The organism is Noviherbaspirillum aerium, from assembly GCF_008929045.1.
Lineage (GTDB): Bacteria > Pseudomonadota > Gammaproteobacteria > Burkholderiales > Burkholderiaceae_D > Noviherbaspirillum > Noviherbaspirillum aerium.
This window is the reverse complement of the sequence record NZ_VFAH01000003.1, coordinates 258123-284624: the sequence shown is the minus strand read 5'-3', so window position 1 is coordinate 284624 and position 26502 is coordinate 258123. Positions and strand designations below refer to the sequence as shown.

The window sequence follows — 26502 nt, the reverse complement described above, 5'->3', positions numbered from 1 at the left end:
AGAGCAGGCATCCGCAAGTATTTGAGCAATAGGGGAATTTCTCTCTTATATCGGCCGCATTACCAATTGGCACACCCCTTGCAATCCATGAGGCAAACGCAGTTCCGTGAAACATCAACTAGGTGAATCCATGAGTGTTTATTCCGCAGGCGCCGCCTTCCGCAAGGCGGTCCAAGAAGAATCCCCGTTGCAAGTGGTCGGCGCCATCAATGCCAACCATGCCCTGCTGGCCAAGCGCGCCGGTTATCGTGCCATTTACCTGTCCGGCGGCGGCGTGGCGGCCGGCTCGCTCGGCTTGCCCGACCTTGGCATTTCCAATCTCGACGACGTGCTGACGGACGTGCGCCGCATCACCGACGTGTGCGACCTGCCGCTGCTGGTTGATGTCGATACCGGCTTCGGTTCGTCCGCCTTCAACGTCGCCCGCACCGTGAAGTCGATGATCAAGTTCGGCGCGGCGGCCATCCATATCGAAGACCAGGTCGGCGCCAAGCGCTGCGGCCATCGTCCGAACAAGGAAATCGTTTCCAAACAGGAAATGGTGGACCGCATCAAGGCGGCGGTCGACGCCCGCACCGATGACAACTTCGTCATCATGGCCCGCACCGACGCGCTCGCCGTCGAAGGCCTGGAGGCCGCGCTCGACCGCGCCCAGGCCTGCGTCGAAGCCGGGGCCGACATGATCTTCCCGGAAGCCATCACCAAGCTGGAGATGTACAAGACTTTCGCCGATGCGGTGAAGGTGCCGGTCCTGGCCAACATCACCGAGTTCGGTGCGACGCCGCTGTATACCGTCGAGGAACTCAAGAGCGCGGATGTGGGCCTGGTGCTCTATCCGCTGTCGGCCTTCCGCGCGATGAACAAGGCGGCTGAAAACGTCTACACCGCGATCCGCCGCGACGGCACGCAAAAGAACGTGGTCGATACCATGCAGACCCGCATGGAGCTCTATGACCGCATCAATTACCACGATTTCGAACAGAAACTCGATGCGCTGTTCGCGCAGCAAAAAGCCAAATAACCGAACGCAACACCGTAGAACTTTTCCCTGGAGACTTTCGTATGAGCGATCAGCAAGCCACAGGCTTCAAGCCGAAGAAATCCGTCGCGCTGTCCGGCGTCACTGCGGGCAACACCGCGCTCTGCACCGTCGGCAAGACCGGCAACGACTTGCACTATCGCGGCTATGACATTCTCGATGTCGCCAATGCCTGCGAATTCGAAGAGATTGCTCACCTGCTGGTGCATGGCAAGCTGCCCAATGCCGCCGAGCTGAGAGGCTACAAGGCCAAGCTCAAGTCGCTGCGCGGCCTGCCCGCCAATGTGAAGGCCGCGCTGGAAACCCTGCCGGCGTCCTCGCATCCGATGGACGTGATGCGCACCGGCGTCTCGGTGCTCGGCTGTGTGCTGCCGGAGAAGGATGATCACAACACGCCCGGCGCGCGCGATATCGCCGATCGCCTGATGGCATCGCTGGGTTCGATGCTGCTGTACTGGTATCACTTCAGCCATAACGGCAAGCGCATCGAGACCGAAACCGACGACGATTCCATCGGCGGCCACTTCCTGCACCTGCTGCATGGCCATAAACCGTCGGCGTCATGGGAGAGGGCGATGCACACTTCGCTGATCCTGTATGCGGAGCACGAGTTCAATGCCTCCACCTTTACCGGCCGCGTCATCGCCGGCACCGGCTCGGACATGTATTCCGCGATCACCGGCGCCATCGGCGCGCTGCGCGGTCCCAAGCACGGCGGCGCCAATGAAGTCGCATTCGAGATCCAGAAGCGCTACGACAATCCGGACGAAGCGGAAGCCGACATCCGCCGCCGCGTGGAAAACAAGGAAGTCGTGATCGGCTTCGGCCATCCGGTCTATACCATCTCCGATCCGCGCAACAAGGTGATCAAGGAAGTGGCGCGCAATCTGTCGAACGAAGCCGGCTCGACCAAGATGTTCGACATCGCCGAGCGCCTGGAAACAGTGATGTGGGACATCAAGAAGATGTTCCCCAACCTCGACTGGTTCTCGGCCGTGTCGTATCACATGATGGGCGTGCCGACGGCGATGTTCACCCCGCTGTTCGTCATCTCGCGCACATCGGGCTGGGCCGCGCACATCATCGAGCAGCGCATTGACAACAAGATCATCCGTCCGAGCGCGAATTACGTCGGTCCGGAAGACCTGAAGTTCGTTCCCATCGGCGAGCGCAAGTAAAGCATCAGATCAATGAAAACGCCTGCGATGCCTTCATTGCAGGCACTCCCTTCAAGAGCCACTCACTCGGATCATTCATGAATACCGCCTACCGCAAGCCCTTGCCGGGCACATCACTGGACTATTTCGATGCGCGCGCCGCGGTCGAAGCCATCCAGCCGGGCGCCTGGGAAAAGCTGCCCTATACCTCGCGCGTGCATGCCGAGAATCTCGTGCGCCGCTGCGATCCCGTCATTCTTGTCGACTGCCTGAAGCAGATCGTCGAGGTCAAGCGCGAGCGCGACTTCCCCTGGTTCCCCGCGCGCGTGGTCTGCCACGACATCTTGGGCCAGACGGCACTGGTCGATCTTGCCGGCCTGCGCGACGCCATCGCCCAGCAGGGCGGCGATCCGGCCAAGGTCAATCCCGTCGTGCCGGTCCAGCTCATCGTCGACCATTCGCTGTCGGTGGAGTGCGGCGGCTACGATCCGCAGGCGTTTGAAAAGAACCGCGCCATCGAGGACCGCCGCAACGAAGACCGCTTCCATTTCATCGAATGGACCAAGCTGGCTTTCAAGAACGTCGATGTGATCCCGGCCGGCAACGGCATCATGCACCAGATCAACCTGGAAAAGATGTCGCCGGTGGTGCATGCCAAGGATGGCGTGGCCTTTCCCGATACGCTGGTCGGCACCGACAGCCACACGCCGCACGTCGATGCGCTGGGCGTGATCGCCGTCGGCGTCGGCGGCCTGGAAGCCGAGAACGTCATGCTCGGCCGCGCCTCCTGGATGCGCCTGCCGGAAATCATCGGCGTGGAGCTGAGCGGCAAGCGCCAGCCGGGCATCACCGCCACCGACATCGTGCTGGCGCTCACCGAATTCCTGCGCAAGTCCAAGGTGGTCGGCGCGTATCTCGAGTTCTACGGCGACGGCGCCAGATCGCTGACGCTGGGCGACCGCGCCACCATCTCCAACATGGCGCCGGAGTACGGCGCGACGGCGGCGATGTTCTCCATCGACGAGCAGACCATCGAATACCTGAAGCTTACCGGCCGCCCCGACGAGGATGTGAAGCTGGTCGAACTCTATGCGAAGGAAGCCGGCCTGTGGTCGGACACGCTGAAGAATGCGCAGTACGAACGCCTGCTGAAGTTCGACCTGTCCTCGGTGGTGCGCAACATGGCCGGCCCGTCCAATCCGCATGCGCGGGTGGCGACCACCGACCTCGCGGTCAAGGGCATTGCCGGCAAGTGGGAAGAGGTGCCGGGGCAGATGCCCGACGGCGCGGTGATCATTGCCGCGATCACCAGCTGCACCAACACCAGCAATCCGCGCAACGTGATTGCCGCCGGTCTCCTGGCGCGCAACGCCAACCGCCTCGGCCTGACGCGCAAGCCTTGGGTGAAGAGTTCGCTGGCGCCGGGATCGAAAGCGGTGGAGCTGTACCTGGACGACGCCGGCCTGAAGGGCGAACTGGAAAAGCTTGGCTTCGGCATCGTGGCTTTCGCCTGCACCACCTGCAACGGCATGTCCGGCGCGCTCGATCCGAAGATTCAGCAGGAAATCATCGACCGCGACCTGTATGCGACCGCCGTGCTGTCCGGCAACCGCAACTTCGACGGCCGCATCCATCCGTATGCGAAACAGGCCTTCCTCGCTTCGCCGCCGCTGGTGGTGGCCTATGCGCTGGCCGGCACCATCCGCTTCGACATCGAGCGCGATGCCTTCGGCACCGATGCCAATGGCAAGCCGATCATGCTGAAGGATCTGTGGCCGTCGGATGACGAGATCGATGCGATCGTGAAATCCAGCGTCAAGCCGGAGCAGTTCCGCAACGTCTACATCCCGATGTTCGAGAAGAAGGCGGCGGTTACCGAAGGCATCAAGCCGCTGTACGACTGGCGTCCGATGAGCACCTACATCCGCCGTCCGCCGTACTGGGACAAGGAAGGGCAGGGCGCGCTCGCGGCCAATCCCCGTACCCTGAAAGGCATGCGTCCGCTGGCGGTGCTGGGCGACAACATCACCACCGATCACCTGTCGCCGTCGAATGCGATCCTGCCGAGCAGTGCGGCGGGCGAATACCTGGCGAAGATGGGCCTGCCGGAGGAAGACTTCAATTCCTATGCGACCCACCGCGGCGACCACCTCACCACGCAGCGCGCCACCTTCGCCAATCCGACCCTGAAGAACGAGATGGTGCGCAATGCGGACGGCACGGTGAAGCCCGGCTCGCTGACCCGCATCGAGCCGGAAGGCCAGGTCACGCGCATGTGGGAAGCGATCGAAACCTACATGGAACGCAAGCAGCCGCTGATCGTGATTGCCGGCGCCGACTACGGCCAGGGTTCTTCCCGCGACTGGGCGGCGAAGGGCGTGCGCCTTGCCGGTGTGGAAGCGATCGTCGCCGAAGGCTTCGAGCGCATCCACCGCACCAACCTGATCGGCATGGGCGTGCTGCCGCTGGAGTTCAAGCCGGGCACCAACCGCCTGACCCTGAACATCGACGGCACCGAGACCTTCGACGTGATCGGCGAGCGCAAGCCGCGCGCCGACCTGACGCTGGTCATCCAGCGCAAGAACGGCGAACGGGTGGAAGTTGCCGTGACCTGCCGGCTGGATACGGCGGAGGAAGTGTCGATCTATGAAGCCGGCGGCGTGCTGCAGCGGTTTGCGCAAGACTTTCTGGAATCGACGGCGAAGGCGGCTTAAGGTCTTTTTTAGCCTTCTTTTAGCCTGCTTTCCCGGCGTATTGGAGAACGGTATTCCCTCCCTTGCAATAGGGAGGGATATCCCTTGGAACAGGAAACATTCAAGATGCCCCACGTACCCCAAATCAAAATTCCCGCCACCTACATGCGCGGCGGCACCAGCAAGGGCGTGTTCTTCCGCCTGCAGGACCTGCCGGAAGCGGCGCAGGTTCCCGGCGCGGCGCGCGACGCATTGCTGATGCGCGTCATCGGTAGCCCCGATCCCTACGGCAAGCAGATCGACGGCATGGGCGCCGCGACTTCCAGCACCAGCAAGACGGTAATCGTTGCCAGGAGCACCCGGCCCGGTCATGACGTCGATTACCTGTTCGGCCAGGTCTCCATCGACAATGCCTTCGTCGACTGGAGCGGCAACTGCGGCAACCTGTCGTCGGCAATCGGTCCCTTTGCCATCAGCAACGGCCTGATCGATGCCGAGCGTATTCCCCAGAACGGCATCGCCACCGTGCGCATCTGGCAGGCCAACATCGGCAAGACCATCATTTCCCATGTGCCGATCACCAACGGCGAAGTGCAGGAAACCGGCGACTTCGAACTCGACGGCGTCACCTTCCCGGCAGCGGAAGTGCAGCTGGAATTCATGGACCCCGCAGCCGAGGAAGAGGGAGCGGGCGGCTCGATGTTCCCGACCGGCAATCTGGTTGACGACCTCGAAGTGCCGGGCATCGGCACGCTGAAGGCAACCATGATCAATGCCGGCATCCCGACCATCTTCGTCAATGCGGAAGCCATCGGCTATACCGGTACCGAACTGCAGGACGCCATCAACGGCGACGCCAGGGCGCTGGCGATGTTCGAGACCATCCGTGCCTACGGCGCGCTACGCATGGGCCTGATCAAGAACGTCGACGAGGCGGCCAAGCGCCAGCACACGCCGAAAGTGGCATTCGTCGCCAAGCCTGCGGAGTATGTGTCGTCCAGCGGCAAGCAGGTCAAGGCGGAAGACGTGGACCTGCTGGTGCGGGCGCTGTCGATGGGTAAGCTGCATCATGCAATGATGGGCACCGCCGCGGTTGCCATCGGTACTGCGGCGGCGATTCCGGGCACGCTGGTCAATCTCGCGGCCGGCGGCGGCGAGCGCAATGCCGTGCGGTTCGGCCATCCTTCCGGCACCCTGAGAGTCGGGGCGGAAGCCACCCGGGCGGGCGGGGAATGGAGCGTGACCAAGGCCATCATGAGCCGCAGCGCGAGAGTGCTGATGGAAGGCTGGGTGCGTGTGCCGGGAGATGCATTCTAAAACGGGCCTGGCAAACCGTTTCAGCGCCGGCGGTTCGAATTGCTTTACTGCAATGCGAACTGAACCGGCGCAGCTGCCACTTATGTATGAGTAATCTTTTTGCTCAAAACACATCATCAAGCATGCGGTTTCGGGACTGTCTTTTCCGAAAATCGACCGGGGCCAGGCTCCTGTCTGGCCGGAGTGCTGAATGATTGTTCGTTTATATAGCCATACATAGGAGAAAAGCATGGCATTAACCCCATTAAATAGCACATCGAATGCCCGGTCGCATCAGGTTCAGGATGATGAACCGAAAAAGACCAAGAAGGGTTCGGATAACGAAGCCAACAACGACCCGGATAAAAAGGCCAAGAAGGACCCGGATAACGGGAGCATCAAGGATCCCGATACCAAGGCCAAGAAGGACCCGGACGACGAGCCCATCAAGGACCCCGATAGCAAGGGCACCAAGGACCCGGATAACAATAATAATGCCCGGAAGTACCGCCTGACGGACTATGACGCAGCGCGCGAAGTCGACAGCTTCATGAAGAAGAATCGGGAGGATCTTCAAAACGGCCGGCTAAGTTATCAGAACATCTGGGAAGGGGCGGATTCCGGTACCGTCGGCGGGAACGGGAAAGTGATCGATCTGACGGAAAAGCAGCATGCCGCTTTCAAGAAGTTTGCGGACAATGATTTTGCTCTTTACGGCCGACTCAAGAACAAGGATCCAGATGATCCCGAGGGTGCGCTGGATCCCGAAAGGTTCCGGAAAAATATGAGGGATTCGAGCAAACTCCATGGTTCTAATGAGTCGGACGAAGGTCACTGGAAAGATCCTATTGGTTCCACGACCGGTCCCGATTCCCAGAAAGCATTGTCGAAGTATTTCAATGAGCAGTTCGGAGAGGACTGGAAAGACGTTTCCCTCAAAACCGTCGAGCAGATGGCCAACAATGGGCGCTATTACGACCAGGAGAAGAAGAACTGGGTCGAGGTCGATGATCCTGAAGTGACCAGGGCAGCCGCCTGGCTTCACAGGAATAGCGGCGAAGTCGAAACAGAAGGAATGAACGGGCTCGGACGGATCTCCAGGAGCGAATTTGACAACTGGAATAAGGTGTAGAGCCGCAACGCGCCGTAAGGAGCGTCTGCGCGGGAAGGTTTTCTTGCGTCGACTGAGCCCATATGTTGCGACGACATGGTGGTGATACGGAAAAGACTTTCCTGTTGCGTATCATGGTCGCGCGGTCATCCATGGCCAATCAGGGGCAGGGAGGGAGGAGGTCGTAAAGACAGCCGCGCATCCGTGCTATTTGCTGCAAAGCAGGAAAAGTCCGCGCGGGGGAGCATGATGTGGTTTGCTCCCCCTGTCGACGTAAGTCGGCAGTAAGCCAGTTCATCCAAACTCGATTCAGTATAACGATGATGGAGATGCCATGAACTTTGCGGATTTCTACCGGCAATCGGTCGACCACCCCGAGTCATTCTGGGCCCAGGAGGCGAAACGGATCGACTGGCAGCAGCCATTTTCCCAAGTGCTCGATGATTCGCGGCCGCCGTTTGCCAGATGGTTCATTGGCGGCATGACCAACCTGTGCCACAACGCGGTCGACCGCTGGGTGGAAACCCAGGCGGACAAGCCCGCGCTGATCGCCATTTCCACCGAGACCAACAGCGAAAAGGTCTACAGCTTCAGCGAACTGCAAGGCGAAGTCATGCGTGCCGCGGCGATGATGCAGGCGCTCGGCGTCGGCAAGGGCGACCGGGTGCTGATCTATATGCCAATGATTGCCGAGGCGGCGTTCGCGATGCTGGCCTGCGCGCGCATCGGTGCCATCCATTCCGTGGTATTCGGCGGCTTTGCCGCCAACAGCCTGGCAACCCGCATCGATGATGCCAAGCCGGCGCTGATCGTGTCCGCCGATGCCGGCTCGCGCGGCGGCAAGGTAGTGGAATACAAGCCGCTGCTCGACGACGCGATCCGCCTCGCCCAGCACAAGCCCGCGCATGTACTGCTCGTCAATCGCGCGCTGGCGCCGATGCAGATGACCGAAGGACGCGACGTCGACTATGCGGCGCTGCGCGAGCGGCACATGCAGGCGCAGGTGCCGGTGACCTGGCTGGAGTCGAACGAGACGTCCTATATCCTCTACACCTCCGGCACCACCGGAAAGCCCAAGGGCGTGCAGCGCGACGTGGGCGGTTATGCGGTGGCGCTTGCCGCATCGATGAAGCACATCTTCTGCGGCAATCCCGGCGAAACCTATTTTTCCACCTCCGATATAGGCTGGGTGGTCGGCCACTCCTATATCGTCTACGGCCCGCTGATCGCCGGCATGGCGACGGTGATGTACGAGGGCTTGCCGATCCGCCCCGACGCCGGCATCTGGTGGAGCATCGTCGAGAAATACAAGGTCACCCGCATGTTCTCCGCGCCGACCGCGGTGCGGGTGCTGAAGAAGCAGCCGACCGAATTCATGCGCAGGCATGACCTTTCCTCTTTGAAGGCGCTGTACCTTGCCGGCGAACCGCTGGATGAGCCCACCTCGTCGTGGATCTCGGGCGAACTCGGCGTGCCGATCATCGACAACTACTGGCAGACCGAAACCGGCTGGCCGATCCTGTCAGTGGCCAAGGGCGTCGAGGACAAGCCGACCCGCCTCGGCAGCCCCGGCGTGCCGATGTACGGCTACAAGGTCAAGCTGCTCAACGAATCGACCGGCGCCGAATGCGGGCCCAATGAAAAGGGCGTGGTGGTCATCGAAGGACCGCTGCCGCCCGGCTGCATGCAGACCGTGTACGGCGACGACGAGCGCTTCGTGAAGACCTACTGGTCCAACTTCCGCGAGCAGGTGTATTCCACCTTCGACTGGGGCATCCGCGATGCCGACGGTTATTACTTCATCCTTGGCCGCACCGACGACGTGATCAATGTCGCCGGCCATCGCCTCGGCACGCGCGAAATCGAGGAAAGCATTTCCAGCCATCCGAACGTGTCCGAGGTTGCCGTGGTCGGCGTCGAGGACAAGATCAAGGGACAGGTGGCGGTCGCCTTCGCAATCCTGAAGAATGCCGATGCCGTGGCCACGCCGGAAGGGCGCAAGGCACTGGAAGCCGACGTGATGGCGGTGGTCGACAAGCAGCTCGGCGCGGTCGGACGGCCGGCGCGGGTGCATTTCGTCTCGCTGCTGCCGAAGACGCGCTCGGGCAAGCTGCTGCGGCGCTCGATACAGGCGATTTGCGAAGGACGCGATCCGGGCGACCTGACCACGATTGAAGATCCGGCCAGCCTGCAGCAGATCCGGGCGGTGCTGGCTGAATGAATCTCAGCCGGTCAGGTAGTGCAGGCCTCCGTGCCAGCACAAAGCTATGCGTCCGGAGAATGTGCAGGCACGGAGGCCTGCACTACCCGACCCGTCAACCGCGTTGTTCCGGCCGGGCCCGGACTGCCGCGTGGCGCGGCGATCAATCGATGGTCGCCACCACCGGCGTATGGTCGGACGGCTGCTCCCATTTGCGCGGCGCCTTGTCGATGATACAGGCGGTGCAGCGCGCCGCCAGCGGCGGCGACAGCAGGATGTGGTCGATGCGCAGGCCCATGTTGCGGCGGAAAGCCATCATTCGATAGTCCCACCAGCTGAACAGCTTTTCCGGCTGTTCGAACAGCCGGAACGAGTCCTTCAGGCCGAGACCCAGCAGGCGCTGGAAGGCGGCGCGCTCCAGATCCGACACCAGCACCTGTCCCTGCCATCCGATGGGGTCGTGCACGTCGCGATCGTCGGGAGCAATGTTGTAATCGCCAAGCAATGCCAGGCTCTCGTGCGTTTTCAGTTCATCGGCCAGCCAGTCGTGCAGGGCGTCGAGCCAGCGCAGCTTGTACTGGTACTTGTCGGAGCCGACCGCCTGGCCGTTCGGAATATAGGCGCATACCACGCGCACGCCTTCGATGGTCGCGGCGATGATGCGCTGCTGCTCATCCTCGAAGCGGGGATTGTTCTTCACCACTTCGCTCATCGGATGCCTGGACAGGATGGCGACGCCGTTATAGGTCTTTTGCCCGGTGAAGATCACCTGATAGCCGGCCGCTTCAATCTCCGCCACGGGAAACTTGTCATCGGTCAGCTTGGTTTCCTGAAGGCAGAGCACGTCGACCGGATTCTCGGCCAGCCATTGCAGGACCTGCGGCAGGCGGACCTTGAGGGAATTGACGTTCCAGGTGACTAGTTTCATGGGATGCAGGGAGTGGAATATCCGCGTGCCGCCGTGCGGGAGCGGCGGCCATCGGGATGTTGAAGGAGACCGGAGCGGCACATGCCGCCCCGGTCCGGTGCCGGAACAAGTTCCGTCAGGCCTTGCCGTTGGCGCGGTTGATCAGGAAGGTGGTCAGCAGCGGCACGGGACGGCCGGAGGCGCCCTTGGCCGCGCCGCTCTTCCATGCGGTGCCGGCGATGTCGAGGTGCGCCCAGGTGTACTTGCGGGTATAGCGCTCGAGGAAGCAGGCCGCGGTGATGCTGCCGCCCGGCGGACCGCCGATATTGGCCATGTCGGCGAAGTTGGACTTCAGCTGTTCCTGATAGGCATCTTCGATCGGCATGCGCCAGGCGGTGTCGCCGCTGGCCTTGCCGGCTGCGAGCAATTCATTGGCAAGGTCGTCATGCACATCGTCATGGCGGGTGAACAGGCCGGAATTGTGGTGGCCGAGCGCGGTGACGCAGGCGCCGGTCAGCGTGGCGATGTCGACTACGGCCGCCGGCTTGAAGCGCTCGACGTAAGTCAGGGCGTCGCACAGGATCAGGCGGCCCTCGGCATCGGTGTTGAGAATCTCGATGGTCTGGCCGGACATGGAGGTGACGATGTCGCCCGGCTTGGAGGCGCGGCCCGACGGCATGTTTTCGCAGGCGGGGATGACGCCGATCACGTTGAGCTTCAGGTTCATCTCGCCGAGGGCGCGGAAGGTGCCGAGCACGGATGCCGCGCCGCACATGTCGTACTTCATTTCATCCATGTTGGCGCCCGGCTTGAGCGAAATGCCGCCGGTATCGAAGGTGATTCCCTTGCCGACCAGGACCACCGGCGCGTCCTTGGCCTTGCCGTTCAGATGCTTGAGAACGATGAACTTCGGCGGCTCGTCGCTGCCCTTGGTCACCGACAGGAAGCTGCCCATCTTGAGCGCTTCAAGCTGCTTGCGGTCCAGCACTTCGACGCCGAAGCCGAACTCCCTGGCCAATTGCTTGGCGGTGTCGGCGAGGTAGGTCGGGGTGCAGATGTTGGGAGGGAGGTTTCCCAGGTCCTTGGTCAGGTCGACGCCGTTGGCCAGCGCGATTCCCTGCGCGACCGCGGTCTTGACGACGCCGTCGGCGGCGCCGGCGAGGAAGGCGATCTTCCTGACGCCGCCCTGCGGGGCTTCCTTGGTGCTCTTTGTGGTGTCATAGCGGTAGCCGGCATCGCGCACCGCCAGCACGGCGCTGCGCACCGCCCAGGCCGCGTCGCGGTTCCTGACCTGTTCCAGCGGCAGGGCGATCGCGCCGTCCGCCGATCCCAGCGTGGCGAAGACGCGGGCGGTCGCCTGGACCGCGGATACAAAATTCTTTTCGGAGAGCTCCTGCTCCTTGCCAAGGCCGACCAGGAGGACGCGCTCGGCGGCCACGCCGTCCAGCCCGCGCAGGAGGAGGGTGGTACCGGCCTTGCCGCTGATGTCGCCCGACTTCAGCGCCGCGGCGATCTGGCCCTTGCGGTCCAGCGACTGGGCGGCCTGGGAGAGTTTCTTGTCTTCAAATACGCCTACTGCGATACAGCCGGTTTTGGCCCCGGCGAGCCCGGTTTTTGCGTCGATAGGTTTTATGCTAAAGTCCATGGTCACTCCTTTTGAGACGCAATTATAGTCTTCTATTCAATGATCTTTCAGCGCGCACTTCGACGCGAACTGGTAAGTACCGCCGGCGCTGTCTTCACCACGCTGTTCACAATCACGATCACTGTGATGCTCATCAAGATCCTCGGCCAGGCGGCCGGCGGTCGGGTCGCTTCGCAGGACGTCATTGCACTCATCGGTTTCGCGGCACTCAAATACCTGTCGATCATCCTCATCCTCACCGGTTTCATTTCGGTGCTGGTGGTGGTCACGCGCAGTTACCAGGATTCGGAAATGGTGGTCTGGTTCGCCTCCGGACTAAGCCTGTCGAGATGGATTCGTCCCGTCATGAGTTTCGGCCTGCCGCTTGTCGTCCTGATAGGCCTGCTCAGCTTCTTCGTCACGCCCTGGGCCAACCGGCAAAGCGCGGAATTCCGCGAACGCTTCGAGAAGCGGGAAGACATTTCCCGCGTTTCGCCCGGCAAGTTCCAGGAGTCGTCCTCCGCCGACCGCATCTTTTTCGTCGAAGGCATCAGCGGCGATTCCACCAAGGTCAGAAACGTATTTGTCAACACCATCCAGAACGGCCGCACCAGCGTCGTGGTGGCCAAGGAAGGTACGGTCGCCATCGACGAGCGCGGCGACAAGTTCCTGCTGATGGACAAGGGACGCCGCTATGACGGCGTGGCCAGCCAGGATGATTTCCGGGTCATCGAATTCGAGCGCTACGGCGTGCTGGTGGCGCGGCAGTCGCAGGCGCTGGTCGGCGACCTGTCGGCCCGCTCGCTGCCGACGCTGGCCCTGATCGCCAACCTGAACCATTTCAACAGCGGCGAACTGCTGTGGCGGCTGTCGCTGCCCATCATGGGCCTGCTGCTGATGCTGCTGGCGATTCCCCTCGGTTTCGCCAACCCGCGCGGCGGGCGCTCGGCCAACCTGCTGATCGCGCTGCTGCTCTACATCATCTACAGCAACATGGTCAGCGTGTTCCAGGCATCGGTGGTGCAGAAGCGGATGTCGCTGGACATGGCATGGTGGCCGCTGCACCTGAGCGCGGCGCTGCTGATTGCCTTTCTGTTCTGCTGGCGGCTGTTCGTCAATCATCCCTATCATCCGGCGACCGTGTGGGGCGCCCTCAAGCGATCCTGGCGGTCGGGCAAGGCGGCCAAATGAGAGTGCTCAACCGTTATGTCGCCCGGGAAATAATGGTCGCGGTGGTGTTTACGCTGATCGCCTTTCTCGCCCTGTTCGCCTTCTTCGACCTGATCGGCGAACTGCCGGATGTCGGGAACGGCAACTATCAGCTGCAGCATGCCTTCGTGTACGTCTTGATGGCGCTGCCCGGCTATGTCTACGACCTGATGCCGATCGCCGCGCTGATCGGCACCATCTATGCGCTGGCGCAGTTTGCCGCCCGTTCGGAATTCACCATCATGCGCGCTTCCGGACTGTCGACCGGCATGGCGGGCTGGATGCTGGCGCGCGTGGGCATTGTCATGGTCGTCATCACTTTCCTGTTCGGCGAGTTCATTGCGCCCAGGACCAGTGAAATGGCCGAGCGCTGGAAACTGCAGGCGGAAGGCGCCTCGATTTCCCAGGAATTCCGCACCGGCCTCTGGACCAAGGACGTGATCCGTGAAAACGGCTTGACCGGCGACTCCATCGGCACCCGTTTCCTCAATGTCAAGGACGTCAGCCCGCAAGGCCAGCTGCGCGGCGTGCGGCTGTTCGAGTTCGACCGTGAATTCCGCATGACGTCGATGGTCACGGCGGTGCATGCCGATTACCAGGGCGACAATATCTGGCGCCTGTCCGACGTCACCGAAACCGCATTCTCGGTGAACGTGACCGATATCTCGGCGGCCGTCTCCACGAAAAAGGCGGGCACGCGGGATCTGGTATCCGAAATCACGCCCAATATCCTGTCGGTGCTGTTCGCCGATCCCGACCGCATGTCGGCGCTTGGCCTGGCCACCTATACCCGGCACCTGGCCGAGAACAACCAGACCACCGAGCGCTATGAGATCGCATTCTGGAAGAAGCTGATCTATCCCTTTGCCGTACTGGTGATGATGGCGCTGGCGCTGCCGTTCGCCTACCTGCATTTCCGGGCCGGCGGGGTGAGCCTGAAGATTTTCATCGGCATCATGATCGGTGTGAGTTTCCAGCTGCTCAACAGCCTGTTTTCCCATGTCGGGCTGCTCAATACCTGGCCGCCGCTGGCAACCGCGGTGATTCCGAGCATGATCTTCCTTCTGATCGCGGTGTCGGCCTTGTGGTGGGTGCAGAAACATTAGCGCGTTTTCGCCCTGACCTGCCTGCCGATCCCGGACAGGTTGCCGCCGGCACGGCGTCGTTGCTCCTTGCCATGGCGTGGCGATGTCGCGTCGCCACGCCTTGCTCCAGCAGCAATCTGCCTCGGCCCTGACTAAGCCACTAGGCTGGTCAGGGCGAAACGCTCTAGCGTAATTTTCACCCAACACTCCGGAGAATACCGTCATGGCGAAACCGTCCCTCATCCTGTTTGCGCACGGCGCGCGCGATCCGCGCTGGGCTGAGCCTTTCCAGCGCCTGCAGAAGATCCTGCAGGCGCAGTCGCCGGACACGGATGTGTCGCTGGCCTTTCTCGAACTGATGTCGCCGCGCCTGCCGGACAGGGTGGCGCAGCTTGTGGCCGAAGGCTGCACCGAGGCGACCGTGGTGCCGGTGTTCTTCGGGCAGGGCGGGCATGTGCTGCGCGACTTGCCGCTCGCCCTCGAGCAGATCCGGCAAAGTCATCCGCAGCTCGCCATCAAGGCCAGCCCGGCGGTGGGCGAGAGCGAGGATGTGCTCAATGCGATTGCACGGTATTGCCTTGGACAGATGCGGGCGGAGTGAATCGTCGTCCGCAGCGTATCCGCGGTAATGATCCATACAGGCTCTCCCGCCCTGTGCCGGTAGACGGCAGCAGGGCGGCGAAACCGCTCCAAAGCGGGCGACTTTGAGGAAGAGTGAAGCGGAAGTCATGCATATGCCGCGCATGTCGGAGCCGCTTGCAAGCGGCGAGGTAATACCGGCGGCTGTCAGCCTTTCGGAGCCTCGCGTGGCGCAAATGCCTCGCCAATCATCACCAGCACCGGCCCCTCGCATTGGGGAAGACCCCGTTCCAGTTCCGCCAGCGTCAGCCGCATCACCCGTTCATTGGGCCGGCTGCAATTCTCGACCGCGACCACTGGCAGCGCAGGCGAACGTCCCTGTTCCAGCAGCTTGCGTGCGGTGGTCACAGCTTCCTTGCCGCCCATGTACTGGATCAGCGTGTCGCAGTCGGGCAGGGTGGTTTGGTCCGGGTGATTGGGCGCGGTGCTGGAGGTGAAAAAGGCGACGCTGCGGGCAATACCGCGCTTGGTCAGGGGCTGGCGCGTCGAGGCGGCCGCGGCCAGCGCGGTGGTGATGCCGGGGATGACTTCCACCTCGATGCCCGCCGCTTCGAGCGCGCGCAATTCCTCGTCGGCGCGGCCGAACATCATCGGGTCGCCGCCTTTCAGGCGCACCACCAATTTGTATTTCCTTGCGCAATCAACCAGCTGCTCGTTGATCACGGTCTGGGCGGTCGAGCGCTGGCCGGAGCGCTTGCCGACGGAGATCTTGTCGGCCTGCGGGCAAAGCGCCAGCATCTCCTCGGTGACGAGGGCGTCGTAGAGCACGACATCGGCTTGCGAAAGAATGCGGGCACCGCGAACCGTGATCAGGTCGGCGGCGCCCGGACCGGCGCCGAGCAGATAGACCTTGCCGGTCGCCTGCGCGGCGGGAGTGGACTGCATGCGGCTCCCTGATCAGGCGAGGCGGATCATGCCTGCGGCGACCGTCTGGTGGGTCACTTCATCGATCAGGATGAAGGAACCGGTCGAGCGGATCGCTTCATAGGCATCGGACGCCAGCGGCTGCTGCACATTGATGGAAACCGTCGCGATATCGTTGAGCTTGAGCGCGTCGGCAGTGCGGCGCTCCTGCGTATTGATGTCGAGCAGGGTGTCGATCTTCGTCACGCGCGCGGCCACCTGTTTGGTGGTGTGCTTGAGCCAGTACTTGCGGCGCATGTCGAGCGGTTCTTCCGACAGCCAGCAGACATCGGCGGTCACGGTTTTCTGCAGGGTGGCGGGCGCATCGGCGGCGGCCAGCATGTCGCCGCGCGAGATGTCGAGGTACTCTTCCAGCAGCAGCGTGATCGACTGGCCGGCGGACGCGGACTGCAGCGAGCCGTCGAGCGTGAGGATGTCCTTCACGGTCGCGGTCTGGCCGCTGGGCTGCACCACCAGCTTGTCGCCCTTGCTGACCTTGCCGGCTTCAATACGGCCCATGTAGCCGCGGAAGTCGTTGGCCTCATGGCCGTTGTGGCGCGCCACCAGCTGCACCGGGAAACGCAGCGGCTCGACATGGGCGTCGTCGTAGACCGACAGCGATTCCAGCAGGCTGATCAGCGTCGGACCCTGGTACCAGGGCATCTTGTCGCCGGCTTCGACCACGTTGTCGCCGGCCAGCGCCGACAGCGGGATCGGACGCACATCCTTCAGGCCGAGCTGGTCGGCGAATGCCTGGTACGCGCCGACGATGCGGTCATACACGGTCTTGTCGTAATTGACGAGGTCCATCTTGTTGACGGCGACGATCACGTGCTCGATGCGCAGCAGGTGGGCGATGGTCGAATGGCGCTTGGTCTGGGTCAGCAGCTCGACGCTGCCGTCGTCGCCCAGCTTTACCTTGGATACGTCGATCAGGATGATGACCGCGTCGGCGGTCGATGCGCCGGTCACCATGTTGCGGGTGTACTGCTCATGGCCGGGCGTGTCGGCGATGATGAACTTGCGCTTGGGCGTGGCGAAATAGCGGTAGGCGACGTCGATGGTGATGCCTTGTTCGCGCTCGGCTTCCAGGCCATCGGTCAGCAGCGACAGGTCGACGGTGTCGCCCACGGTGCGCTTGTGCTTGGCGCGCGAGATCGCATCGAGCTGGTCGGCGAAAATGCCCTTGCTGTCGAACAGCAGGCGGCCGATCAGCGTGCTCTTGCCGTCATCGACGGAACCCGCGGTGATGAAGCGCAGCAGGCCGCGCTCGGTGCCTGCACTGGTCGACAATACTTGATCTGCAACTACGGCGTTCATCAGAAATATCCTTCCTTCTTGCGTTTTTCCATCGAGGCTTCGGATGTCTGGTCATCCATGCGGGTCGCGCCGCGCTCGGTAATCTGGGTGACGGCGGTCTCGGCGATGATCGCATCGACGTCGGCAGCGTCGGAGGCGACCGGGCAGGTGCAGGAAATGTCGCCGACGGTGCGGAAGCGCACGATGCGCTTCTCCACCGCTTCGCCTTCGCGCGGCGGAGTGAGGTCGGTCAGCGGCACCAGCAGGCCGTTGCGCGGGATGACTTCGCGCTCGTGGGCAAAGTAGATCGGCGGCAGTTCCAGCTTTTCGCGGGCGATGTACTGCCAGACGTCGAGCTCGGTCCAGTTGGAAATCGGGAACACGCGCATGTTCTCGCCCGGATGGACGCGGGTGTTATACAGGTCCCACAGCTCGGGGCGCTGGGCCTTCGGATTCCACTGGCCGAATTCATCGCGGAAGGAGAAGATGCGCTCCTTGGCGCGCGCCTTTTCCTCGTCGCGGCGGGCGCCGCCGATGCAGGCGTCGAACTTGTGCTCGGCGATGGTTTCCAGCAGGGTGACGGCCTGGGCCGCATTGCGGGAATCGGTCTGCGGATTGCGCAGGCGCACGGTGCCGCGCTTGATGGAGTCTTCCACCGAGCCGACGATCAGGCGTTCACCCAGTTCGGCCACGCGCTTGTCGCGAAACTCGATCACTTCCGGGAAGTTGTGGCCGGTGTCGATGTGCACCAGCGGGAACGGGAACTTGCCGGGACGGAACGCCTTTTCGGCGATGCGCAGCAGCACGACCGAATCCTTGCCGCCGGAGAAGAGCAGGGCGGGATTGGTGCACTCGGCCGCGACCTCGCGCATGATGTGGATGGCTTCCGATTCCAGCCAGTCCAGATGACGGTTGCTGGCGGCGTCCAGAAAGAGTTTTTCGACTGCTGTGTTCATAGTGTTGTGCTTGCCATGTGAAACGTCTGATTCGTCGTTCGGTTCCCCGGTACTGCGGTGCCGCAATGTCGCAGCCTTGCGATGCTGCGCCGGCTGCCGGGCGGGAACTGCCTTCATTCGGGCGCCGGTTCCAGGATTCAGGTTGCGGCGACTGCCTTGATCCGGACCAGCTTGCCGTCAACCACGTGCAGGCCGCATTCCTTGGACTCCGGGTTTTCCCACCACCAGCGTCCGGCGCGCACATCCTCGCCCGGCTGGATCGCGCGGGTGCAGGGTTCGCAGCCGATCGACGGATAGCCCTTGTCGTGCAGCGCGTTGTACGGCACGTTATTGGCGCGGATGTAGTTCCAGACGTCTTCCTCGGACCAGTCGGCCAGCGGATTGAACTTGGTCATGCCGTGCGCGGCGTCGTCTTCCTGCACCGCGAGTTCGGCGCGGGTGGTCGACTGCGAGCGGCGCTGGCCGGTGATCCAAGCCTTGTTGCCGGCGAGCGCGCGGTTGAGCGGCTCGACCTTGCGGATGCGGCAGCATTCCTTGCGCATGTCGACGCTGTCGTAGAAGGCATTCAGGCCGTTCTGCCGGACATAGGCGTCGATGGCGGCGGGTTCCGGCTTGTACAGCTTGACTTCATGGCCGTAGGTCTCGCGGATGCGGTCGACCATGGCCAGGGTTTCCTTGTGCAGGCGGCCGGTTTCCAGCGTGAAGATGCCGATCGGCAGCTTCGCCTTCAGGATCAGGTCCGCCAGCACCATGTCTTCGGCAGCCAGGCTGGAAGCGAACACCGCCGGCGAAAACTCGTCGGCAATGCGCCTGAGCGTCGCCTGCGTGTTCTCGACCAGGGAATGCAAATCGCTCATGCCGGCGCTCCGCTGCGCTGCACACGGCGGAACAGCGGCGATTTCTGGTCCCAGGAATTCTGGTAGACCTCGGAGAAATCGGTCAGTCCCTTGAGTGCTTCGTGAATGTCCTTGTCTTCGCGCACCGCGAAGGCGTCGAAACCCACGCGCTGCATGTAGAACAGCTGATCGCGCAGCACGTCGCCGATGGCGCGCAGTTCGCCGGTATGGCCGAGGCGGGCGCGCAGGTTGTAGGCAATCGAATAGCCGCGGCCGTCGGCGAATTTCGGGAAGTCGACGGCAACCACCTTGAAGTTCGCCAGTTCGCCTTTCAGCTCTTCGGGGCGCTCGCTGCTGGCGATCCAGACGCCCAGCAACTGCGCTGCGGCGCGGCCTTGCAGCGCTGCGCGCTGCGCCTGCCACACCTTCAGCGGCACGATGACCTTGCCTTCGGGGATGGCAACCGTTTCCGGCGTGTCTTCCTCGCCCAGGCGCAGTACGGTCCAGTCATCCGAGACGACGGCCCTGTTCTTGATGATGTTACGCATAGGCGTCCTCTCCGGCTTTGTGTTCGATCTTGATGGGTGTGGCGTAGACGAATTCCTTGAACGGCGCCACGCCGATGCGGCGCGCCGTGTCGATGAAGCGTTCGTCTTCGTTGCGCTCGCGCAGGTAGACCTGCAGGATGCGGTCGATCACTTCCGGCATCTGGTGCGCGGAGAACGACGGGCCGATGATCTTGCCGATGCTCGACTCGTTGCCCTGGGCGCCGCCGACGGACACCTGGTACCACTCGCTGCCGTCCTTGTCGACGCCGAGAATGCCGATGTGGCCGACATGGTGGTGGCCGCAGGAGTTGATGCAGCCGGAAATGTTCAGCTCGATCTCGCCGATGTCATGCTGGAAGTCGAGATTGTCGAAACGTTCGGCGATGTCCGAGGCGATCGGGATCGACTTGGCATTGGCCAGCGCGCAGAAGTCGCCGCCCGGGCAGCAGATCATGTCGGTCAGCAGGCCGATGTTGGGCGTTGCCATGCCGTGCGCCTTGGCTTCTTCCCACAGGCGGATCAGGTCGGATTGCTTCACGTCCGACAGCACCAGGTTCTGCTCGTGGGTCACGCGCAGTTCGCCGAAGCTGTAGCGGTCGGCGAGCTCGGCGGCGAAATCCATCTGCTCGGCGGTGGCGTCGCCCGGCGGCACGCCGGTCTTCTTCAGAGACAGCACGACGGCGGCATAGCCCGGCACCTTGTGCGGCTTGACGTTGCGCTTGATCCAGTTGGAGAAGGCCTTGCTGTCGTTCCTGAACTGTTCGACCGCGGCATCGGTCGCCGGCAGTTTTTCGTAAGCGGGCGCGGGGAAGAAGGAGGCCACGCGTGCCAGTTCCTCTTCGGTCAGCGTGCTCGGGCCATCCTTGATGTCGGCCCATTCCGCCTCGACCTGGCGCGCGAATTCCTCGACGCCGAGCGCCTTGACCAGGATCTTGATGCGGGCCTTGTACATGTTGTCGCGGCGGCCGTACTGGTTGTAGACGCGCAGGATGGCTTCGATGTAGCTCATCACGTGCTGCCACGGCAGGAAGGAGCGGATTTCGCTGCCGAGGATCGGGGTGCGGCCCATGCCGCCGCCGACCAGCACGCGGAAACCGGTTTCGCCCTGCTCGTTCTTCACGACCGACAGGCCGATGTCATGTACCTGGATCGCGGCGCGGTCTTCGAGCGCGCCGTTGATGGCGATCTTGAACTTGCGCGGCAGGAAGGCGAATTCCGGATGGAAGGTGCTCCACTGGCGCAGGATCTCGGCATAGGGACGCGGATCGATGATCTCGTCCGGCGCGATGCCGGCGAATTCGTCGGAAGTGATGTTGCGCACGCAGTTGCCGGAAGTCTGGATCGCATGCATCTCGACCGATGCCAGCTTGGACAGGATTTCCGGCGTTTCCTCGATCTTGATCCAGTTGAACTGGATGTTCTGGCGGGTGGTGAAGTGGCCGTAGCCGCGGTCATGCTCGCGCGCGATATGGGCGAACATGCGCATCTGTTTCGACGACAGCAGACCGTAGGGAACGGCGATGCGCAGCATGTAGGCGTGGCGCTGGTAATACAGGCCGTTCTGCAGGCGCAGCGGACGGAACTCGTCCTCGCTCAGTTCGTTGGAGAGGCGGCGGCGTACCTGGTCCGCGTATTGGGTGACGCGTTCCTTGACGATCTGATGGTCATACTGGTCGTATCGATACATCTTCTTGTTCCAATCTCAAAAAACCATTTTGGCGGCAACGGCTGTCAGCGTCGTGGCCAGCAAGCCGCGCAGAATTTTTTCCGGGACTGCCTTGGCGGCCAGGGAGCCGAGTGTGATGCCCGGGACCGAACCCAGCAGCAGCGTCAGCAGCAATTCCCAGTTGATCGAACCCAGATACCAGTGTCCGGCCGCGGCGATCGCGGTCAGGGGCACGGCATAGGCGATATCGGTTCCGGCGATTTCCGCCGGAGACAGGCGAGGATACAGTAATACCAATATGGTCGCACCAACCGCCCCGGCGCCGATCGAGGAAATCGTGACCAGGGTGCCGAGCAGCGCGCCGACGACGATGGTGACAATGGCAAGGTTGCGGCCCTGCAACTGTTTTTCCGGATGGGCAATGACCCAGGCCTGCATGCGGCTGCGGAAAAGCAGGGCAACCACGGTCAGCAGCACCGAGCCGGCGATGGAATAGCGGATGATCTGGCCGATCTGCTTGTCCATGGCGCCGAAGTATTTCAGGGCCAGCGTGGTCAGCAGGGCGGCGGGCAGGGCGCCGTAGCAGAGATGGCGCACCACTTCCCAGCGCACGGTGCCGCGCACCCGGTGAGCCAGGGTGCCGGCGGTCTTGGTGGCCGAGGCGAATGCCAGGTCGGTGCCGACCGCAACGGTGGGGGAAACGCCGAAGAACAGGGTGAGCAGGGGTGTCATCAGGGAACCGCCGCCCACGCCCGTGAGGCCGACCAGCAGGCCGACGGCAAAACCGGATATCACATAGGTAACAGTCATGGAACCTCACGCAAAGGAGTGTGAATCGTAATAAACTTAGTCCTTATTCCAAACGACTTAGTATTTATTTGCTTATATGCTCATTTGGCATATACAAGAACAAAAAATGCTACCGGCCCGGCATGCGGCCTTGCAATAAGGGAAACAATGAATCTCCACCAACTGCGCTTCGTGCGCGAAGCCGTGCGGCAAAATTTCAACCTCACCGAAGCCGCCAAGGCGCTGTACACCTCGCAGCCCGGCGTCTCCAAGGCCATCATCGAGCTTGAGGAAGAACTCGGCGTGGACATATTCACGCGTCACGGCAAGCGCATCCGCGGCCTGACCGAGCCGGGCAGGGCGGTGCTGCGCTCGGTCGAGCTGATCATGCAGGAGATCGACGGCCTGAAGCGCATCGGCAAGGAATTCGCCGCGCAGGATACCGGCAGCTTCACCATCGCGACAACCCACACCCAGGCCCGGTATGCGCTGCCGAAGGTGGTGCAGATGTTCACCCAGAAATATCCCAAGGTGCGCCTGTCCTTGTTGCAAGGCAATCCGCGCCAGATCGCGGAAATGGTGTTGAAGGATCAGGCCGACATGGCGATCGCCACCGAGGCGATCGCCAATATCGACGGCCTGATCACCATGCCCTGCTACCAGTGGGAGCATGTGGTCGTGGTGCCGCATGGCCATGCGCTGCTGAACGCCAAGCCGATCACGCTGGAGGAGATCGCCGGCTATCCGCTGATTACTTATGACAGCGCCTTCACGGGCCGCGCCAAGATCGACCATGCGTTTGCGATCCGCGACCTCAAGCCGGACGTACTGCTGGAAGCCATCGATGCCGACGTCATCAAGACTTACGTCGAACTCGGGATGGGCGTGGGCATCATTGCCGGCATGGCATTCGATCCGGAGCGCGACAAGGGGCTGGAGGCGATTTCCGTCGGACACCTGTTCGGATCGAACGTGTCGCGGGTCGCACTCAAGCAGGGCGCCTACCTGCGCAGCTATGTATACAGTTTTATCGAAATGCTGACGCCGACGCTTAACCGCAAGCTGATAGAGCAATTGATGAGCGGCGAAAAGGACAGCTACGAATTATGAAGCCGCTGGCGGAATGGCCGCGGGAACAGCGCCGGGCCCTGCGCGGCATCCTGACCGACATCGACGACACCCTGACCACTGGCGGCGCACTGACGCCGCCGGTACTGCAGGCGCTCGGCGATCTGCGCGATGCAGGCCTGCAGGTCATCGCCGTGACCGGGCGGCCGACCTACTGGGCCATGCCCCTGCTCAGGCTGTGCCGCTTCGACGCCGTGATCGCCGAAAACGGCGCCAGCGCCTTCTGGAATGATGCCGGCGGGCGCATGCAGTCCTGGTTCTACGCCGACGAGGCGGCCAGGAAACGGCACCGGCGGGCGCTGGAAGGGCTGGTCCCGGTGCTGCGCGCCCGTTTTCCGCAACTGCCGGTGGCTGACGATGCGCCGCTGCGGGTCGGGGATCTGGCTTTCGACATCGGTGAAAATGTTCCCCCTTTGCCGCAGGAAACAGTCGAGGAGGTTCTCGCCTGCATCCGCGAACACGGTTTTCATGCGACCGCGAGCAGCATCCATGCGCATGCCGCGCCGATGCCGTTCTGCAAGCAGGCGGCCAGCGAACGGTTGTTGCGCGATGTGTTCGGCGTGAGCGACGAGGCGGCATGCCTGCACTATGCATTCGCCGGCGACTCCGGCAACGATGCGCGCATGTTTGCGCATTACCCGCAAGCCATCGGCGTTGCCAATGTGCGCCGTCATCTCGCACGGCTGGAAGCCGCGCCGGCCTATGTGACGGTCAACGAATATGGCGCCGGATTCGAGGAAGTGGCGCGGGCGATATTGGCGGCCCGTTAATCGGGCGCCGTGTGGCCTGGATCAACAAGCTTTCCGTCCGGGAATGCGGTTCCGGCGTTAGAATTTTTCCGTCATTGGGGAGTAGCCGCCCTCCGAATGCGAGAGGGGCTTGCGTCAACAGACTTGATCCGCGCCGCAAGGCCGGGTTATGGCGCAGGCGGCCGAGGTTTGGCGAGACCTTTGACCATGTGCTCCAGCTTCGGGCCGGTGGGCGCATGGTCATTGGTATGTGCCGGCCCCGGAGCATTCATGGAAGCTTTCCTTGTCTCGACCGGCATCGTCGCGCTGGCGGAAATGGGCGACAAGACGCAGCTGCTGTCGCTGCTGCTGGCGGCCCGGTTCCGCCGCCACCTTCCCATCATCCTCGGCATTCTCGTGGCCACGCTGCTCAATCATGCCGGCGCCGGCACGCTCGGCAGCTGGCTGACGTCCCTGCTCGGCGGCGACATGCTGCGCCAGCTGCTGGGCTGGTCCTTTCTCGCGATGGCGGCGTGGACGCTCATTCCCGACAAGGCCGGCGAACTGGATGCCCGGCCGGCGCGTTTCGGCGTGTTCGCAGCGACGCTGGTCGCTTTCTTCCTGGCTGAAATGGGGGACAAGACCCAGATCGCGACGGTGGCGCTGGCAGCCAAGTATTCCGCCTTTGGCGCGGTCGTCGCCGGCACCACGCTGGGCATGATGCTGGCCAATGTGCCGGCGGTGCTGCTCGGCAACCGCATCATCAAGGCGGTGTCGCTGAAACTGGTGCGCGCGATTGCCGCCGCGATTTTCGCCGTGCTTGGATTGGCCACCCTGTTCGCCATCGGCAGCCCGGTCTGAATGCCGCGTATCATGCTTGCGTCAAGACATGCTGAAAACCAGGAGACCTGAATGAAACTAGCCACCCTCAAGGATGGTACGCGCGACGGCCAGCTGGCCGTGGTGTCGCGCGACCTGAAGACCGCCCATATCGCCGACGGCATCGCGCTGACCCTGCAGCGGGCACTCGACGACTGGTCCTTCATCGCGCCGCAGCTGGAGCAGCTGTATGAGCAGCTCAATGCCGGCAAGGCGCAGCGCAGCTTCGACTTCGATCCGAAGCGCTGCATGGCGCCGCTGCCGCGCGCCTACCAATGGGCCGACGGTTCGTCGTACGTGAACCATGTGGAACTGGTGCGCAAGGCGCGCAACGCCGAGATGCCGGAATCCTTCTGGCACGATCCCTTGATGTACCAGGGCGGCTCCGACGATTTCATCGGGCCGGCGGATGACATCGCGCTGGCATCGGAAGAGTGGGGCATCGACTTCGAGGGCGAAGTGGCCGTCATCACCGACGATGTGCCGATGGGCACCAGGCCGGCGCAGGCGCTTTCGCACATCAGGCTGCTGATGCTGGTCAACGACGTATCGCTGCGCAACCTGATTCCCGCCGAACTGGCCAAGGGATTCGGCTTCTTCCAGTCGAAGCCGGCATCGAGCTTTTCTCCCGTCGCGGTGACGCCGGACGAACTCGGCGATGCCTGGCAGGATGGCAAGGTCATGCTGCCGCTGCGCGCCATCTGGAACGGCGCGCTGGTCGGACAGCCCAATGCCGGCGTCGACATGGTTTTCAGCTTTCCGCAGCTGATCGCGCATCTGACCAAGACGCGCAATGCGCGCGCCGGCTCCATCATCGGCTCGGGCACGGTGTCGAACAAGGATACGGGCAAGGGCTATACCTGCATCGCCGAAAAGCGCTGCCTCGAAATGATCGCCGACGGCCAGGCCAGGACGCCGTTCATGAAGTTCGGCGACACGATCAAGATCGAGATGCTCGACGCCGGCGGCAAGTCGATCTTCGGCGCGATCCAGCAGCAGGTGGTGCAGGCGATGGCGCCACGCTCAATAAAGTGATGGCGCCGAAAAGACCGATGCCGGCACGGTGCGGAGCTATACTGCGTCATCCCTCGTCTTTCCCGTTTCAAGGAGAACGCCATGTCGAACCTGTTCCCTTCGCTGCCGCTGTTGGCCGCCTTCCTGTTCGCCAGCCTGGCGCTCGCCGTCACGCCGGGACCGGCCGTGATTTACGTGCTGACCCGCACGCTGGCACAGGGACGACAGGCGGGACTGGCATCGGTGGCGGGCGTCGCTCTCGGCAACCTCGGCAACGCGGTTGGCGCGGCCATCGGGCTGGCGGCTCTCTTTGCGATTTCCTCGCTGGCGTTCAGCATCGTCAAGTATGCCGGCGCGGCCTATCTGGTCTACCTCGGCATCAGGGCGCTGCGTGCGCCGCAGGCAACTGCGGCGCAGCCTTCGTTCGGCACGGCGCAGGCGGGGAAAATTTTTCGCGACGGTTTCATCGTTGCGCTGCTCAATCCCAAGACGGCGATATTCTTTGCCGCCTTCCTGCCGCAATTCATGGACCCGGCAGCGCCCGCGATGGCGCAAAGCCTGCTGCTTGGCGTCGTGTTCGTGCTGATCGCCGGGACGACCGACCTGATCTACGTATTCACGGCAAGTGCGATTGCTCCCGCCCTGACGAGAATGAAAGGGGCGGGCGCGGCCGGCCGGTATGTCACCGCCAGCGCCTTCATCGGCCTGGGCATCTTCACCGCATTGTCGGGAGGACGCGGCGCCAAATAAAAAACCGGACCCTCGGGTCCGGTTTTTTTTGAGTCATCGCGTTGGA

General features: G+C 62.7%; 23 protein-coding genes and 1 riboswitch. Of the genes, 14 read left to right on the top strand and 9 right to left on the bottom strand.

The genetic code is table 11. From position 1 onward, the window contains the following. The first annotated feature begins 130 nt into the window (after positions 1–130). The 6 genes from prpB to FH061_RS07090 all read left to right on the top strand — a co-directional run bounded on the left by prpB (position 131) and on the right by FH061_RS07090 (position 9517). Positions 131–1021, top strand: coding sequence for a methylisocitrate lyase (gene prpB, locus FH061_RS07115; RefSeq protein WP_151634418.1), 891 nt, complete (start codon positions 131–133; stop codon positions 1019–1021). Positions 1022–1062: 41 nt separating this feature from the next. Beyond that, entirely contained in the window at positions 1063–2217 is a 1155-nt protein-coding gene (gene prpC / locus FH061_RS07110; protein WP_151634416.1) for a bifunctional 2-methylcitrate synthase/citrate synthase, read from the top strand. 77 nt (positions 2218–2294) lie between these two features. Then, positions 2295–4910: a Fe/S-dependent 2-methylisocitrate dehydratase AcnD gene (acnD, locus tag FH061_RS07105; protein WP_151634414.1), complete on the top strand. Its 2616-nt coding sequence runs from the start codon at positions 2295–2297 to the stop codon at positions 4908–4910. A gap of 105 nt (positions 4911–5015) precedes the next feature. After that, entirely contained in the window at positions 5016–6206 is a 1191-nt protein-coding gene (gene prpF, locus FH061_RS07100; protein WP_151634412.1) for a 2-methylaconitate cis-trans isomerase PrpF, read from the top strand. A 229-nt stretch (positions 6207–6435) separates the two neighbouring features. Further along, positions 6436–7317 (top strand): hypothetical protein, encoded by an 882-nt coding sequence (locus FH061_RS07095; protein ID WP_151634410.1) that lies wholly within the window; start codon positions 6436–6438, stop codon positions 7315–7317. A gap of 286 nt (positions 7318–7603) precedes the next feature. Then, the gene (locus FH061_RS07090) at positions 7604–9517 is read left to right on the top strand and encodes a propionate--CoA ligase (protein ID WP_264158731.1); all 1914 of its coding nucleotides are present in this window, start codon (positions 7604–7606) and stop codon (positions 9515–9517) included. A 142-nt stretch (positions 9518–9659) separates the two neighbouring features. Here FH061_RS07090 and xth read toward each other — a convergent pair whose 3' ends face one another. Further along, positions 9660–10424, bottom strand: a complete 765-nt coding sequence (gene xth, locus FH061_RS07085; RefSeq protein WP_151634406.1) for an exodeoxyribonuclease III — start codon at positions 10422–10424, stop codon at positions 9660–9662. Between the two features lie 115 nt (positions 10425–10539). Beyond that, entirely contained in the window at positions 10540–12048 is a 1509-nt protein-coding gene (locus FH061_RS07080; protein ID WP_151634404.1) for a leucyl aminopeptidase, read from the bottom strand. A gap of 39 nt (positions 12049–12087) precedes the next feature. Between FH061_RS07080 and lptF the strand changes: the two genes are divergently transcribed. The 3 genes from lptF (at position 12088) to FH061_RS07065 (ending at position 14922) form a co-directional block, all read left to right on the top strand. Next, positions 12088–13218, top strand: a complete 1131-nt coding sequence (lptF, locus tag FH061_RS07075; protein WP_151634402.1) for an LPS export ABC transporter permease LptF — start codon at positions 12088–12090, stop codon at positions 13216–13218. Further along, on the top strand, positions 13215–14342 hold the full coding sequence (gene lptG / locus FH061_RS07070; protein ID WP_151634400.1) for an LPS export ABC transporter permease LptG: 1128 nt from the start codon (positions 13215–13217) through the stop codon (positions 14340–14342). The genes lptF and lptG overlap by 4 nt, the downstream gene beginning before the upstream one ends. A 202-nt stretch (positions 14343–14544) precedes the next feature. Next, entirely contained in the window at positions 14545–14922 is a 378-nt protein-coding gene (locus FH061_RS07065) for a sirohydrochlorin chelatase (protein WP_151634398.1), read from the top strand. A gap of 185 nt (positions 14923–15107) precedes the next feature. Here FH061_RS07065 and cobA read toward each other — a convergent pair whose 3' ends face one another. From cobA to FH061_RS07030, 7 genes are all read right to left on the bottom strand, one after another. Next, the gene (gene cobA / locus FH061_RS07060) at positions 15108–15845 is read right to left on the bottom strand and encodes a uroporphyrinogen-III C-methyltransferase (protein WP_151634396.1); all 738 of its coding nucleotides are present in this window, start codon (positions 15843–15845) and stop codon (positions 15108–15110) included. Between the two features lie 12 nt (positions 15846–15857). Further along, entirely contained in the window at positions 15858–17183 is a 1326-nt protein-coding gene (locus FH061_RS07055) for a sulfate adenylyltransferase subunit 1 (RefSeq protein ID WP_151634394.1), read from the bottom strand. Then, a complete protein-coding gene (gene cysD, locus FH061_RS07050) occupies positions 17183–18118 on the bottom strand; it encodes a sulfate adenylyltransferase subunit CysD (protein ID WP_151634392.1) in 936 nt (311 codons plus the stop codon). Before cysD ends, FH061_RS07055 begins: the two co-directional genes overlap by 1 nt. Positions 18119–18255: 137 nt before the next feature. Then, positions 18256–18975: a phosphoadenylyl-sulfate reductase gene (locus tag FH061_RS07045; RefSeq protein ID WP_151634390.1), complete on the bottom strand. Its 720-nt coding sequence runs from the start codon at positions 18973–18975 to the stop codon at positions 18256–18258. Then, positions 18972–19502 carry a DUF934 domain-containing protein gene (locus FH061_RS07040; RefSeq protein ID WP_151634388.1) on the bottom strand — a complete coding sequence of 177 codons (531 nt, stop codon included), beginning with the start codon at positions 19500–19502 and terminating at the stop codon, positions 18972–18974. Before FH061_RS07040 ends, FH061_RS07045 begins: the two co-directional genes overlap by 4 nt. Beyond that, entirely contained in the window at positions 19495–21189 is a 1695-nt protein-coding gene (locus FH061_RS07035; protein WP_151634386.1) for a nitrite/sulfite reductase, read from the bottom strand. Before FH061_RS07035 ends, FH061_RS07040 begins: the two co-directional genes overlap by 8 nt. Before the next feature lie 15 nt (positions 21190–21204). Continuing rightward, positions 21205–21978, bottom strand: coding sequence for a sulfite exporter TauE/SafE family protein (locus FH061_RS07030; protein ID WP_151634384.1), 774 nt, complete (start codon positions 21976–21978; stop codon positions 21205–21207). A 147-nt stretch (positions 21979–22125) separates the two neighbouring features. On the opposite strand from FH061_RS07030, the gene FH061_RS07025 reads away from it, so the two are divergent. The 5 genes from FH061_RS07025 (at position 22126) to FH061_RS07005 (ending at position 26456) form a co-directional block, all read left to right on the top strand. After that, positions 22126–23067 carry a CysB family HTH-type transcriptional regulator gene (locus FH061_RS07025; RefSeq protein ID WP_151634382.1) on the top strand — a complete coding sequence of 314 codons (942 nt, stop codon included), beginning with the start codon at positions 22126–22128 and terminating at the stop codon, positions 23065–23067. Further along, positions 23064–23855 (top strand): HAD family hydrolase, encoded by a 792-nt coding sequence (locus tag FH061_RS07020; protein WP_151634380.1) that lies wholly within the window; start codon positions 23064–23066, stop codon positions 23853–23855. Before FH061_RS07025 ends, FH061_RS07020 begins: the two co-directional genes overlap by 4 nt. A gap of 64 nt (positions 23856–23919) precedes the next feature. Beyond that, positions 23920–24103: riboswitch (yybP-ykoY riboswitch) on the top strand. Position 24104: 1 nt separating this feature from the next. Then, positions 24105–24674, top strand: coding sequence for a TMEM165/GDT1 family protein (locus FH061_RS07015; RefSeq protein ID WP_151634378.1), 570 nt, complete (start codon positions 24105–24107; stop codon positions 24672–24674). A gap of 51 nt (positions 24675–24725) precedes the next feature. After that, entirely contained in the window at positions 24726–25727 is a 1002-nt protein-coding gene (locus FH061_RS07010) for a fumarylacetoacetate hydrolase family protein (protein WP_151634376.1), read from the top strand. A gap of 81 nt (positions 25728–25808) precedes the next feature. Then, entirely contained in the window at positions 25809–26456 is a 648-nt protein-coding gene (locus FH061_RS07005) for a LysE family translocator (protein ID WP_151634374.1), read from the top strand. Positions 26457–26502 lie beyond the last annotated feature (46 nt).

What these genes read in the sequence shown, in the direction of transcription:
- prpB (WP_151634418.1), top strand. Translation starts at nt 131, where the DNA reads ATGAGTGTTTATTCCGCAGGCGCCGCCTTCCGCAAGGCGGTCCAAGAA.
- prpC (WP_151634416.1), top strand. Translation starts at nt 1,063, where the DNA reads ATGAGCGATCAGCAAGCCACAGGCTTCAAGCCGAAGAAATCCGTCGCG.
- acnD (WP_151634414.1), top strand. Translation starts at nt 2,295, where the DNA reads ATGAATACCGCCTACCGCAAGCCCTTGCCGGGCACATCACTGGACTAT.
- prpF (WP_151634412.1), top strand. Translation starts at nt 5,016, where the DNA reads ATGCCCCACGTACCCCAAATCAAAATTCCCGCCACCTACATGCGCGGC.
- FH061_RS07095 (WP_151634410.1), top strand. Translation starts at nt 6,436, where the DNA reads ATGGCATTAACCCCATTAAATAGCACATCGAATGCCCGGTCGCATCAG.
- xth (WP_151634406.1), bottom strand. Translation starts at nt 10,424, where the DNA reads ATGAAACTAGTCACCTGGAACGTCAATTCCCTCAAGGTCCGCCTGCCG.
- FH061_RS07080 (WP_151634404.1), bottom strand. Translation starts at nt 12,048, where the DNA reads ATGGACTTTAGCATAAAACCTATCGACGCAAAAACCGGGCTCGCCGGG.
- lptF (WP_151634402.1), top strand. Translation starts at nt 12,088, where the DNA reads ATGATCTTTCAGCGCGCACTTCGACGCGAACTGGTAAGTACCGCCGGC.
- lptG (WP_151634400.1), top strand. Translation starts at nt 13,215, where the DNA reads ATGAGAGTGCTCAACCGTTATGTCGCCCGGGAAATAATGGTCGCGGTG.
- FH061_RS07065 (WP_151634398.1), top strand. Translation starts at nt 14,545, where the DNA reads ATGGCGAAACCGTCCCTCATCCTGTTTGCGCACGGCGCGCGCGATCCG.
- cobA (WP_151634396.1), bottom strand. Translation starts at nt 15,845, where the DNA reads ATGCAGTCCACTCCCGCCGCGCAGGCGACCGGCAAGGTCTATCTGCTC.
- FH061_RS07055 (WP_151634394.1), bottom strand. Translation starts at nt 17,183, where the DNA reads ATGAACGCCGTAGTTGCAGATCAAGTATTGTCGACCAGTGCAGGCACC.
- cysD (WP_151634392.1), bottom strand. Translation starts at nt 18,118, where the DNA reads ATGAACACAGCAGTCGAAAAACTCTTTCTGGACGCCGCCAGCAACCGT.
- FH061_RS07045 (WP_151634390.1), bottom strand. Translation starts at nt 18,975, where the DNA reads ATGAGCGATTTGCATTCCCTGGTCGAGAACACGCAGGCGACGCTCAGG.
- FH061_RS07040 (WP_151634388.1), bottom strand. Translation starts at nt 19,502, where the DNA reads ATGCGTAACATCATCAAGAACAGGGCCGTCGTCTCGGATGACTGGACC.
- FH061_RS07035 (WP_151634386.1), bottom strand. Translation starts at nt 21,189, where the DNA reads ATGTATCGATACGACCAGTATGACCATCAGATCGTCAAGGAACGCGTC.
- FH061_RS07030 (WP_151634384.1), bottom strand. Translation starts at nt 21,978, where the DNA reads ATGACTGTTACCTATGTGATATCCGGTTTTGCCGTCGGCCTGCTGGTC.
- FH061_RS07025 (WP_151634382.1), top strand. Translation starts at nt 22,126, where the DNA reads ATGAATCTCCACCAACTGCGCTTCGTGCGCGAAGCCGTGCGGCAAAAT.
- FH061_RS07020 (WP_151634380.1), top strand. Translation starts at nt 23,064, where the DNA reads ATGAAGCCGCTGGCGGAATGGCCGCGGGAACAGCGCCGGGCCCTGCGC.
- FH061_RS07015 (WP_151634378.1), top strand. Translation starts at nt 24,105, where the DNA reads ATGGAAGCTTTCCTTGTCTCGACCGGCATCGTCGCGCTGGCGGAAATG.
- FH061_RS07010 (WP_151634376.1), top strand. Translation starts at nt 24,726, where the DNA reads ATGAAACTAGCCACCCTCAAGGATGGTACGCGCGACGGCCAGCTGGCC.
- FH061_RS07005 (WP_151634374.1), top strand. Translation starts at nt 25,809, where the DNA reads ATGTCGAACCTGTTCCCTTCGCTGCCGCTGTTGGCCGCCTTCCTGTTC.